Raw genomic sequence first — 11085 nt, 5'->3', positions numbered from 1 at the left:
ACCAGTGACCGCCAACCCACCACCCAGCGGCGTCTCCGCCCCACACCCAGCGGCGCCCCCGCTCCACCACCGCCCACCGGCCCACCACCGCCCACCGGCCCACCACCCACCGCCGCGCAGCCCCCATCGCCCCCCGTACGACTGGAGACAGCGATGTCCCGTACCCCGCACCAGCCTCCGCCCCAGCAGCCCATCGCGCGCCTGCGCTCCCTGCGGTGCGTCGAACTGTTCACCCCCGCCTTCACCGAAGCCGCCGACTTCTACCAGGAGGTCTGGGGCCTAGAGGCTGTCGAGGGTGACCGGGGCGCACGCTGGCTGCGCGGCACGGGCGACGAACACCACGTCCTCCAGCTGACCCGCGCCGACCGCACCGGACTCGGCCGGATCGCCTTCGCCGTCGCCACCCCAGCCGAGGTCGACGAGGCCGCCCGCCGACTGCTCGCCCGCGGCATCACGCCCGTCACCGGCCCCGGCCCGCTGGACCAGGTCGGCGGTGGCTACGGACTCCGCTTCACCGACCCCGAACACCGGCTCATCGAGATCAGCGCCCAGGTCGAAGCCGTCGCCCCGCGGGGCCGCGACGGCGCCGTCCCGGTCGGCGTCACCCACGCCGTGCTCAACACCGCCGACATCGACGCCGCCGTCGCCTTCTACTGCGACGTCCTGGGCCTGCGGGTATCGGACTGGTCAGAACACCAGATGGCGTTCCTGCGCTGCAACGCGGACCACCACTGCATCGCCTTCAACCAGGCCGAGTGGGCCTCCCTCAACCACGTCGCTTACGAGATGAGCTCGGTCGACCACTTCATGCGCGGGCTGGGCCGGCTGCGCCACCACGGGATCACCCCTCAGTGGGGGCCGGGGCGACACGGACCCGGTAACAACACCTTCTCCTACTTCACCGACCCTTCCGGTCTCGTCTGCGAATACACCTCCGAGGTCGCCCAGATCGTCGAGGACGCCTGGATCGCCCGCGTCTGGCGCCGGGTGCCGGAGCTGTCCGACCTGTGGGGCACCGCAGGCCCGCCGTCACAGGAGATCCGCTCCCACATGGCCGGTCACCCCGACCCCGGCCCCCTCACCCAGCCGGCCCCCCAGGAGATCCCCGCATGACACACCCGACCACCACGCAGAATCCGACGTCGGCCACCACGCCAACCACCTCCTCGGCAACCCTCCCTTCGGCAACCACAGCGCCCACCGCCTCACCGGTGCCCACGACGCCCCCCATCTCCCGCAAGGTCGGCCTCGTCGGCTGGGGCGCCATAGGCCGCACCGTGGGCACCGCGCTCGCCGAGGGGAACGTCCCCGGCGCCGAGCTGATCTGCATCGTCGACAACCGCGCTCTCGGCGACGCCCCCGTACCTCAGCTCTCCTTCGAGGACGCCCTCGACCGCTGCGACCTCATCGTCGAAGCGGCGGGCCAGAGCGTCGTCCGCGAGTGGGGCGAACGCGTCCTGCGCTCCGGTACCGATCTCCTCATCGCCTCCACCGGCGCGCTCACCGATGAGGACCTAGCCTCCGCTCTCCTCGCCGCCGGCCCGGGGCGTGTGTACTTCACCGGCGGTGCCGTCGGCGGCCTCGACCTGCTGCAGGCCGTACGCTCCCTCGGCCGGCTCACCGACGTCACCCTCACCACCACCAAGCTGCCCAGCACCCTCGAACAGCCCTGGATGGACGAGGACTTGCTGCACCGGATGCGCACGGCCACCGGACCGGTCGAGGTCATGCGCGGCACCGCCCGCGACGTGCCGGTGAAGTTCCCCAAGTCCACCAACGTCGCCGCCTCCGTCGCGCTGGCCGTCGGCGACCTGGATGCCGTACGCGTCCATGTCGTCGCCGACCCGGCGGCTCAGCACACCCGGCACGTCATCGAGGCATCCGGCAGCCACGGTGTCTACCGCTTCGAAGTGCAGCACCTCCCCGACCCCGACAACCCCGCCACCAGCCAGGTCGTGCCGTACGCGGTGCTGCGCAGCCTCGGCGCCCTCGCCGGGCGGAGGGGGCAGATCCTATGAGCGGCAGCACTACTCATCGCACTTCTCCTTCCTCGTCCGAGCCCTCCACACCGCTCGCGTCCATGTCATCCACCTCCCGATCCTCCGCATCCTCCGCGTCTTCGCCTTACGACCTCGCCGGCCTGCACGTCGAGGAAGCCGGCGACAGCGGTCCGGTACTGCTGTGTCTGCACGGGATCGGGTCCTCCTCCGCCGCGTTCGCGCCGCAGCTCGCCACGCTGAGCCGGTACGTGCGCGTGGTGGCCTGGGACGCACCGGGCTACGCCAAGTCGGCCGACCCGGCAGATCCGTTCACGCTCGATGACTTCGCCGACACCGCCGCCGCCCTCATCCGGCAGCGTGGCGGCCGCGCTCATGTGCTCGGGGTCTCCTGGGGCGGCGTCATCGCCGTGCGGCTCGCCGCCCGCCACCCCGAACTCGTCTCCTCTCTGATCGTCGCTGATTCCAGCGCCGGCTCGGGCACCGATCCGGCGAAGGCGGAAGCCATGCGGGCCCGGGCCGGCGAGCTGGCCGAAGCCGGCCCCCGCGCCTTCGCCGAGCGGCGCGGCCCCCGCCTGGTCTCCGAAGCTGCCCCCGACGCTCTCGTCCAGCGCGTCACCGACACCATGGCCCGCTCCCTGCGGCTCCCCGGCTACCGCTACGCGACCGAGTCAATGGCCGCCACCGACCTGCGTATCGCCGACCTCGCCGCCGTCAGGGCGCCCACCTTGGTGCTCTGCGGTGACCAGGACCGGGTCACCGGGATCGAAGCGAGCCAGATGCTCACAGCAGACCTCCACTCCTCCGTGTACGTGATCGTCAAGGACGCCGGTCACCTCGCGAATCAGGAACAGCCCGATGCCTTCGACGCGTGGGTTCTCGCCCACCTCCGAATTTCAGCAGGAATCGCCGAAGCCGGCTGAGGACTGTCCACAGCCCCGCCCATTCATATGACTAAAGGACGGCACATCATGCCCATCACCACCACCGACTACGACAACGGCGGCGACCTCGCCCGCTACACCGACTCCCTGATCGCCACCAAGGACTCCCGCGAGCCCGACTGGAACACCCTGGCCTTCCAGGCCAAGGCCGGTGACCAGTACCGACGCGCCCAGATCCGGTACGTCGGCTCCGGTGCCACCGGTAACCACGAAGGCGACAACCGCGTGCTGCCGTCCGGCGGCTTCACCTTCTCCAACATGCTGCTGCCGCCCGGCGCCGAGGGCCCGGAGCACACCCACCACGACGTCGAAGAGGCGTTCTTCGTCCTGGAGGGCCAGGTCAGGGTCGGTATCCACCGTGGCAAGGACGAGGTCGAGTACCGCACGCTCGGGTACCGCGACATGATCGTCGTGCCGGCCGGTGTGGCCCGGTCCCTCAAGAACGAGGGCGACACCGACGCCCTCTTCTGCGTCGTCATCGGCACGCAGAAGCCGCAGGTCCCCACCTACCCCGAGCACTCGCCGATGCACGGCGTCACCCGCGACTGATGCGCACCGTCGTCATCACCGGCGCCGGCCGTGGCCTGGGGGAGGCCATGGCCCGCCGGGCCGCCGCGGACGGACACCGCGTCGTGCTCGCCGAACTCGACCCCGAGCGGGGCACGCGGGTGGCCGACGAGCTGCGCGCCGAGGGCCACGACGCCCACTTCGTCCCGTGCGACGTCGCCGACCCGGATTCGGTCGCGGCGATGGCGGAGCGGGTCGCCGAGCTGGGGCCGCTGCACGGCCTGGTCAACAACGCCGGCCTCGCCAACGGCGTGGGCGGCAAGGAATTCCAGGACATCGGCATCGACGCCTGGGACCGCATCATGACGGTCAACGCCCGCGGGCCGTGGCTCGTCGCCCGCGCCCTGCTGCCCCAGCTCCTCGCCGCGGGCAGCGGCCGCATCGTCAACCTTGCGTCGGACGCCGCGCTGTACGGTTCTCCGCGGCTGGCCCACTACATCGCCTCCAAGGGAGCCGTCATCGCCCTCACCCGGGCCATGGCCCGCGAACTGGGCGACCGGGGCATCACCGTCAACGCCGTCGCGCCCGGCATCACCGAGTGCGAGGCGACCGAGAACGTCCCCGCGGAGCGCCACGAGCTCTACCGGCTCAACCGGGCCATCTCCCGGACCCAGCAGCCGGACGACCTCACCGGCATCGTCGCCTTCCTGCTCGGCGAGGAATCCCGCTACCTCACGGGACAGGTGATCGCCGTCAACGGCGGCTTCACCATGCACTGATCACCCGCCCGTTGCGCACCGGCCCGCGCGGCCACCACCGGGCGTCCCCGGGCACTCCGCACCGCTCACCACCACCGAAGGAACATCCCATGGACCTGGGCCTCGCCGACCGCACCGTACTGGTCACCGGCGGCAGCTCGGGCGTCGGCCTGGCCACGGTCCGCGCCCTCCTGGCCGAAGGCGCGCGCGTCGCCACCTCCGGCCGCGACGCCGACCGTCTCGACAAGGCCGCGGCCCGCCTCGGAGCAGGCACCGACCGGCTGCTGACCGGCGTCTGCGACGTACGGGACGCCACCGCCGTACGCGACTTCGTGACCCGCGCCGCCGACCACTTCGGCGCCCTGGACGGCCTGGTCAACAACGCCGGGCAGTCGCGTATGAAGCGCCTCGCGGAGACCACCGAGGAGGACTGGCGCGACGAACTGGAGCTGAAGTTCGCCGGCGTACTCAACCCGCTGCACGCCGCCCTTCCGCACCTGCGCGCCTCCGACGCCGCCGGCATCGTCAACATCAACGCCGTACTGGCCAAGCAGCCCGAACCCCGGCTCATCACCACCAGCGCCGCCCGCGCCGGCATTCTCAACCTCTCCGCCAACCTCGCCCGGGAACTCGCCCCCGACGGCATCCGCGTCAACTCCGTGTGCCTCGGCCTGATCGACACCGGACAGTGGACACGCCGGCACGCCGCCGCCGACAGCGGGCTCACCTACGAGGAGTGGCAGGCCGAACTGGCCGCCGACCGCGGCATCGCCCTCGGCCGCCTCGGCCGCGCCGAGGAAGTCGCCTACGCGGTACTGGCCCTCCTCTCGCCGCGCGCCTCCTACATCACCGGAACCAGCATCGACGTCTGCGGCGGAGTCGGCCGCGGCATCCTCTGAGGAGCCTCCATGACGCACCATCCCACCGGAGGCGACCTCCTCGTCGCCGTCCTGCGCGAACTCGGCATCGACACCGTGTTCGGCATCGTCAGCGTCCACAACCTGCCGCTCGTCGAAGCCGTCGACCGTGAGCTGCGCTTCGTGCCCGTACGCCACGAAGCCACCGCGGTGAACGCCGCCGACGCCTACGGACGCGCCCGCGGCTCCATAGGCTGCGCCCTCACCTCCACCGGTACCGGCGCCGGCAACGCCGCCGGGTCGCTCATCGAAGCGCTCAGCGCAGGCACCGCCGTCCTGCACGTCACCGGCCAGATCGAGAGCCAGTACCTCGGCAGCGGCCGCGGCTTCATCCACGAGACCAAGGACCAGCTCGCCATGTTGCGCGCGGTCTCCACATACGCGGCGACCGTGCCCTCCACGGACGCCGCGGGACGCGTCCTACGAGAAGCGGCCCGCGCCGCCCTGCGCGCACCGGGCGGCCCGGCGAGCGTGGAATGGCCGATCGACCTGCAGTACGCGCCGCAGCAGGACGAGCACATCACCGTGACACCCCCGGAGACGGCCCACCCGGAGGCGGCCGAACTCGACGCCGCCGCACGGCTGCTGGCCGGCGCCCGCAGGCCCCTGATCTGGGCAGGCGGTGGCGCGTGCGGGGCCGGGGACCGGCTCGTCGAACTTCTGGCACGCACCGGCGCCGGACTGTTCACCTCCAACTCCGGCCGCGGCGCCGTCCCCGAGGACCACCCGCAGGTCCTCGGCAATTTCGCCACCACCCCCGCGGGCCGCGCCCTGCTCGCCGACGCCGACGTCCTGCTCACCATCGGCACCCACTTCCGCTCCAACGAGACCGGCGACTACTCCCTCGCCCTGCCCGAGGCGCACCTCCAGATCGACCTCGATGCCGCCGCCCTGGAACGCGTCTACCCGGCACAGCACGCGCTGCACGGCGACGCGCACGCCGTACTCGGCGCCCTGCTCACCCGCCTGCCCGAGGAGCCGCCGGCCCCCGGCGACGGCCCGGCGACCGGTAGCGCCGAGCCCGGCTGGACCGCCCGCGTCGCCTCCGTACGCGAGGATGTACGCGCCTCCCTGCACGACGCCATCGGACCGCAGGCCGCCGTCTGCGACGCGCTGCGCGACGCCCTGCCGCGCCGCGCCGTCATCGCCCGCGACGTCACCATCCCCTCCAGCAGCTGGGGCAACCGCCTGCTGGAGATCTACGACCCGCGCGACAACGTCTTCCCGCGTGGCGGCGGCATCGGCCAGGGCCTGGGCATGGGCCTCGGCGCCGCACTCGCACGACCGGACGAACCGACCGTCGTCATGGCCGGTGACGGCGGCCTCGCCGTGCACCTCGGAGAACTCCTCACCCTCGCCCAGGAGCAGCCCGCTCTCACCCTCCTCGTCTTCAACGACGGCGGTTACGGCGTCCTCCGCAACATGCAGGACCGCTACAGCGAACGCCGCTCCGGAGTCGACCTCACCACCCCCGACTTCTCCCTCCTGGCCCGCGCCTGCGGCCTGCCCTACGCCCGGATCGCCGCCGAGGCCGACGCGGCGCCCGTCCTCACCGAGGCCGTCGCCTCCGGCGGCCCCACCCTCGTCGAGGTCGACCTGGCCGCGCTCGGCCCGATGAAGAACCCGTTCACCCCGCCCGTCAAGATCCCCACCGCGTGAGGAGGCCGACGCCATGACCAGCAACGACACCCAGCCGGACACCCCCGACCAGGCCACGGCCGCCGAACCCCGCCTCGACCTGCTCGTCCACCGCATGACCTGGGAAGCCGACGGCGTACTCTCCGTCGACCTCGTCCACCCCGACGGCAAGCCACTGCCCGCCTGGCAGCCCGGCGCCCACCTTGACCTGCACGTCGGCGGCCACACCCGGCAGTACTCCCTGTGCGGCGACCCCCTCGACACCACGCGCTACCGCCTCGGAGTCCTCAACGAACCGGCCTCCCGCGGAGGTTCCCGCTTCGTCCACACCCAGCTCCGCCCCGGACAGACCGTCACCGCCGTCGGCCCCCGCAACCACTTCGCGCTCACCGACGCGCCCGCGTACCTGTTCATCGCCGGCGGCATCGGCATCACCCCGCTGCTGGCCATGGCCCGCGAGGCCACCCGTAAGGGCGTGCCCTGGCGGCTCGTCCACGGAGGCCGCAGCCGCGCTTCGATGGCCTTCGGCAGCGAACTCGCCGACCTCGCCACCCAAGGAAGCGGCGAACTCGTCCTCCACCCCCAGGACGAACACGGCTACATCGACCTCGACGCCGCCCTGACCGGCCTCGACGAGAACACCCTCGTGTACTGCTGCGGGCCCGAGCCGCTGCTCGCCGCCGTCGAAGACCGCTGTCCCGCCGCACAGCTGCGGGTGGAGCGCTTCGCCGCGCCCACCGTGGAGCGCAGCGGCGACGACAGCGCCTTCGAAGTCGAGTGCCGCCGCTCCGGAGTGACGCTCACCGTCGGCGCCGACACCTCCGTCCTCGAAGCCGCCGAGGCCGCCGGCCTGCAGGCCGAGAGCTCCTGCCGCGACGGCATCTGCGGCAGCTGCGAGACCCGCGTCCTCGAAGGCGTCCCCGACCACCGCGACTTCCTCCTCAGCGAGGCCGAGCACGCGGCGAACGCGACCATGATGATCTGCGTCTCGCGCTGTGCCTCCGACCGCCTCGTCCTCGATCTGTAAGCCACCCCGCTCGCCTTGTAGACACCGGAGGCACCGATGACCCCCTGGCCGTACCTGGACGTCCACCAGTCCCGTACGCACGAGCCCACCCCGTACGAGTACAAGCTCGCCGCGACTCTCGAAGAGGTCTTCACCAAGGAAGGCCACGAGCTGGCCGATGTCGTCCGCGGCCTCAACTCCCGGCAGGTGCACGCCCCCGACGGCGCCCCCTGGACCGAGGACACCTTCCGCGCCGAGATGCACCGCCTGGGAGCCTGACATGACCCTCACCCACACCAAGGCCGGCACCGCCGCCACCGCTGAGCACATCTACGCCACCGGGCTGCGCAACCAGTGGCACCCCGTAGTGCCGTCCCGCTTCGTCGCCCCCGGAGGCATGCGCAAGGTCACCGCCCTCGGAGAGGACTGGCTCCTCTTCCGCCGCGCCGACGGCACCCTCCACATGCTCGCCGACCGCTGCCCCCACCGGGGCGCCCGGCTCTCCCTCGGCAAGCACCTCGGCGACCGCGTGGCCTGCTGGTACCACGGCGTCGAGGTCGAGGGCGACGGCACGGTCTCTTCCGTACCGGGCCTGCCCGGCTGCAACCTGGAGGGCAAGAAGCTCGTCACCAGCCTCCCCGTACGCGAGGTCGGCGGCGTGATCCTCGCCTACTTCGGCGACGAGCAGCACCCGGAGCCGTGCGAACTGACCCTCCCCGAACCGCTCACCGACCCCGGTACCGAGGCCATCCTCTGCTACGCGGAGTGGGACGTGCCCTGGCGGTTCGGCATGGAGAACCTCCTCGACCCGATGCACGGACAGTTCCTGCACCACGAGTCGCACACGATGTTCGACGGTGACACCACCGCCAAGTTCCGCATCCGGGAGACCGACCGCGGTTACTTCTTCGAGAAGACCGACCAGCGCGGCGTCAACTTCGACTGGGTCGAACTGTGCCGCACCGGTATCGACTGGGTCGACCTGTCCATCCCGTACCCGCCGTCCGCGGGCCCCGGCGGCCCCTTCGGGATCGTCGGCATGATCTGCCCCGTGGACGAGCACCGCAGCGGCGTCTTCTTCTGGCGCTACCGCAAGGTCACGGGCTGGCAGCGCGACACCTGGCGCTTCCTGTACCGCACGCTCATCGAGAAGCGCCACTGGGAGGTGCTCGAACAGGACCGCGTCATGCTGGAGGCGATGCCGCACGACGCCGACCAGGCGGAGAACCTCTACCAGCACGACCTCGGTGTCGTACGGCTGCGCCGCCTCTACCGGACCGCGGCCGAACAGCAGGCCGCCGCACTCGCCTCCCCGGAGCCCGCCGCGGCGACCGCCCCCGCCGGCGGCTGACACCGTGGCGCCGACCGCCGCACCGCCCACCGCCACGGCCTCCCCGCGGCGGTGGGCGGGCATACTCAGCCTGCTCGCCGTCGTCCTGATCTCCTACGTCGACCGCGTCAACGCCTCCGTACTGATCACCGACCGCGCCTTCACCGACCACTTCGGCATGACCGGCGACCGCGTCCTCCAAGGCGCCCTGATGACCGTCTTCCTCATCGGGTACGGACTCGCCGCCTTCTTCCTCACCCCGCTGTACGAATCCGCACTGGGGGCGCGGCGCGGCCTCCTGGTGAGCGTCGGCCTATGGGCAGCGCTCACGCTGCTCTCCCCGTACGCGCTCGGCGCCCTGATGTTCCTCGCCCTCCGCTTCCTGCTGGGCGTGTCCGAAGGGCCGCTGTTCTCGCTCAAGACGATGTACGTCAAGGAACACTTCGCACCGCACGAGGTCGGCAGGCCCAACGCGGTCAGCTCCATGGGCGTCTCCCTGGGCACCGCCGTCGGGCTGCCCCTGATCACCTACCTCGTCCACCGCTACGACTGGCACACCTCCTTCGTGCTCCTCGCGCTCCTCAACGCCGCGATCGGACTGCCGCTGATCGCGCTCTTCATACGGGGACGGGGACGCGCGGGGGAGGGCCGATCCGGTCAGGAGAGCGCGCCTACGGGACCGCGGCGCGGCGTCGCGGCCACCCTGCGCGAAGCCCTGCGCACTCCACGCCTCGGCTGCATCCTGCTCATCGAGATCGCCACCCTGGCCTACCTGTGGGGGAGCAGCTCCTGGCTGCCGGCGTACCTCCTGCAGGAACGCCACTTCTCCCTCGCGCAGATGGGCGCCGTCTCCGCGCTGCCCTTCCTGACGAGCCTGGCCTCCGGCTTCCTCGGCGGACACCTCATCGACAAACTGCCCGCCCGCAGACTGCCCCTGCTGTTCGTCGTCGGCGCGCTCGGCACCGGGAGCTGCGTCCTGCTCGTCATCACCGCGGACGCCGCCTGGCTCGCCGCCACCGGACTCGTCCTGGCGGGCGGCTTCTGGGGCCTGCAGGGCCCGGCCATCCCCACCCTCGTACAGCGGCACGCACCGGCCGGTACGGTCGGCAGCGCCTACGGAGTGGTCAACGGCGTCGGCAACCTCGTCTCCGCCTTCATGCCCACCGCCATGGGCGCGGCCATCGCCCTCGGCGGCGGCCACGGCTTCGCCGCCGGATACGCGCTGCTGATCGGCGCCCAGGCCGTCACGCTGGTCTGCGGAGCCTGGCTCCTGCTCCGGCCCGGCCCGCCCGCCACCGAAGAGCCGCCGGTCAGGCCCCGGACGACGAGTCCGGCTCCGCCGCACCCGACTCCGTGATGGACCGCTCCAGCTTCGACAGCAGCCGCGCCAGCTGACGGCACTCGGCGGGGGAGAGGCCGGCCAGCATCCGCCGCTCGTTCTCCAGATGCTCGGCGAACAACGCGTCGATCTTGGCCAGGCCCTCCTCCGTCAGCCGCGACCGCACCACCCGCCGGTCCTCCGGATCCCGCTCCCGCACGATCAGACCGTCCTTCTCCAGCCGGTCGATCCGCAGCGTCACGCCCGCCGACGAGATCAGCCCCGAATCGGCCAGCTGGCCCGCCGTACGCCGGTACGGCTTCCCCGCCCTGCGCAGCGCCGTCAGCACATCGAACCCGGCCACCGACAGGCCGTGCGACTCCACCGAAGCCGTCAGCTTCGCGCTGTACCGCAGGAACGTACGGTGCAGCCGCGCCAGCACCTCCAGCGGCGAGGTGTCCAGCTCCGGCCGCTCCCGCCGCCAGTCCTCGATGATGCCGGCCACCGCGTCCCGCGCCGCCGTCTTCCTCGCCATCTCGGCACCCTCCCCGAGCTCGCCCATCGGGCCGGGCACCCGGCCATGATCTTCCGGAAATCTTAGTACTGAGAAGCCGCGCCACTTAACGGTTCCAACTGCCGGGCGCGGTTCCGGCCGCGGCGGGACGCCCGC

12 protein-coding genes are annotated in these 11085 nt (G+C 71.9%); 11 read left to right on the top strand and 1 reads right to left on the bottom strand.

Going from position 1 to position 11085, the window contains the following annotated elements; translation table 11 throughout:
* Window positions 1-153 precede the first annotated feature (153 nt).
* The 11 genes from IG84_RS0134865 (at window position 154) to IG84_RS0134815 (ending at window position 10454) form a co-directional block, all read left to right on the top strand.
* Entirely contained in the window at window positions 154-1113 is a 960-nt protein-coding gene (locus tag IG84_RS0134865) for a VOC family protein (RefSeq protein ID WP_037801281.1), read from the top strand.
* Complete coding sequence (locus IG84_RS0134860; protein WP_078649806.1) at window positions 1110-2018, top strand: aspartate dehydrogenase domain-containing protein; 909 nt, start codon at window positions 1110-1112, stop codon at window positions 2016-2018. Before IG84_RS0134865 ends, IG84_RS0134860 begins: the two co-directional genes overlap by 4 nt.
* A 62-nt stretch (window positions 2019-2080) precedes the next feature.
* On the top strand, window positions 2081-2920 hold the full coding sequence (locus tag IG84_RS0134855; RefSeq protein WP_031066647.1) for an alpha/beta fold hydrolase: 840 nt from the start codon (window positions 2081-2083) through the stop codon (window positions 2918-2920).
* Between the two features lie 48 nt (window positions 2921-2968).
* Window positions 2969-3490 (top strand): cupin domain-containing protein, encoded by a 522-nt coding sequence (locus tag IG84_RS0134850; RefSeq protein ID WP_030256295.1) that lies wholly within the window; start codon window positions 2969-2971, stop codon window positions 3488-3490.
* Window positions 3490-4227 (top strand): SDR family oxidoreductase, encoded by a 738-nt coding sequence (locus tag IG84_RS0134845; RefSeq protein ID WP_031066644.1) that lies wholly within the window; start codon window positions 3490-3492, stop codon window positions 4225-4227. Before IG84_RS0134850 ends, IG84_RS0134845 begins: the two co-directional genes overlap by 1 nt.
* An 89-nt stretch (window positions 4228-4316) precedes the next feature.
* Window positions 4317-5105, top strand: coding sequence for an SDR family oxidoreductase (locus tag IG84_RS0134840; RefSeq protein WP_031066641.1), 789 nt, complete (start codon window positions 4317-4319; stop codon window positions 5103-5105).
* 9 nt (window positions 5106-5114) lie between these two features.
* On the top strand, window positions 5115-6782 hold the full coding sequence (locus IG84_RS0134835; RefSeq protein WP_031066637.1) for a thiamine pyrophosphate-binding protein: 1668 nt from the start codon (window positions 5115-5117) through the stop codon (window positions 6780-6782).
* A 13-nt stretch (window positions 6783-6795) separates the two neighbouring features.
* Entirely contained in the window at window positions 6796-7788 is a 993-nt protein-coding gene (locus IG84_RS0134830) for a PDR/VanB family oxidoreductase (protein WP_051862807.1), read from the top strand.
* 36 nt (window positions 7789-7824) lie between these two features.
* The gene (locus tag IG84_RS0134825; RefSeq protein ID WP_030256285.1) at window positions 7825-8046 is read left to right on the top strand and encodes a recombinase-like helix-turn-helix domain-containing protein; all 222 of its coding nucleotides are present in this window, start codon (window positions 7825-7827) and stop codon (window positions 8044-8046) included.
* 1 nt (window position 8047) lies between these two features.
* Entirely contained in the window at window positions 8048-9118 is a 1071-nt protein-coding gene (locus tag IG84_RS0134820) for an aromatic ring-hydroxylating oxygenase subunit alpha (RefSeq protein ID WP_031066632.1), read from the top strand.
* A 4-nt stretch (window positions 9119-9122) separates the two neighbouring features.
* A complete protein-coding gene (locus tag IG84_RS0134815; protein ID WP_051862806.1) occupies window positions 9123-10454 on the top strand; it encodes an MFS transporter in 1332 nt (443 codons plus the stop codon).
* Here IG84_RS0134815 and IG84_RS0134810 read toward each other — a convergent pair.
* Window positions 10408-10950, bottom strand: a complete 543-nt coding sequence (locus IG84_RS0134810; RefSeq protein WP_030256278.1) for a MarR family winged helix-turn-helix transcriptional regulator — start codon at window positions 10948-10950, stop codon at window positions 10408-10410. The two genes, IG84_RS0134815 and IG84_RS0134810, sit on opposite strands and share 47 nt — an antisense overlap.
* Between the last annotated feature and the right edge of the window lie 135 nt (window positions 10951-11085).

Source organism: Streptomyces ochraceiscleroticus (assembly GCF_000720485.1).
Taxonomy (GTDB): domain Bacteria; phylum Actinomycetota; class Actinomycetes; order Streptomycetales; family Streptomycetaceae; genus Streptomyces; species Streptomyces ochraceiscleroticus.
The sequence above is the reverse complement of the archived record's forward strand: the minus strand, read 5'-3'. Positions and strand labels throughout refer to the sequence as shown.

Excerpts from the sequence above, each read along its gene's own strand:
- IG84_RS0134865 (WP_037801281.1), top strand. The coding sequence starts at position 154 with ATGTCCCGTACCCCGCACCAGCCTCCGCCCCAGCAGCCCATCGCGCGC.
- IG84_RS0134860 (WP_078649806.1), top strand. The coding sequence starts at position 1,110 with ATGACACACCCGACCACCACGCAGAATCCGACGTCGGCCACCACGCCA.
- IG84_RS0134855 (WP_031066647.1), top strand. The coding sequence starts at position 2,081 with ATGTCATCCACCTCCCGATCCTCCGCATCCTCCGCGTCTTCGCCTTAC.
- IG84_RS0134850 (WP_030256295.1), top strand. The coding sequence starts at position 2,969 with ATGCCCATCACCACCACCGACTACGACAACGGCGGCGACCTCGCCCGC.
- IG84_RS0134845 (WP_031066644.1), top strand. The coding sequence starts at position 3,490 with ATGCGCACCGTCGTCATCACCGGCGCCGGCCGTGGCCTGGGGGAGGCC.
- IG84_RS0134840 (WP_031066641.1), top strand. The coding sequence starts at position 4,317 with ATGGACCTGGGCCTCGCCGACCGCACCGTACTGGTCACCGGCGGCAGC.
- IG84_RS0134835 (WP_031066637.1), top strand. The coding sequence starts at position 5,115 with ATGACGCACCATCCCACCGGAGGCGACCTCCTCGTCGCCGTCCTGCGC.
- IG84_RS0134830 (WP_051862807.1), top strand. The coding sequence starts at position 6,796 with ATGACCAGCAACGACACCCAGCCGGACACCCCCGACCAGGCCACGGCC.
- IG84_RS0134825 (WP_030256285.1), top strand. The coding sequence starts at position 7,825 with ATGACCCCCTGGCCGTACCTGGACGTCCACCAGTCCCGTACGCACGAG.
- IG84_RS0134820 (WP_031066632.1), top strand. The coding sequence starts at position 8,048 with ATGACCCTCACCCACACCAAGGCCGGCACCGCCGCCACCGCTGAGCAC.
- IG84_RS0134810 (WP_030256278.1), bottom strand. The coding sequence starts at position 10,950 with ATGGCGAGGAAGACGGCGGCGCGGGACGCGGTGGCCGGCATCATCGAG.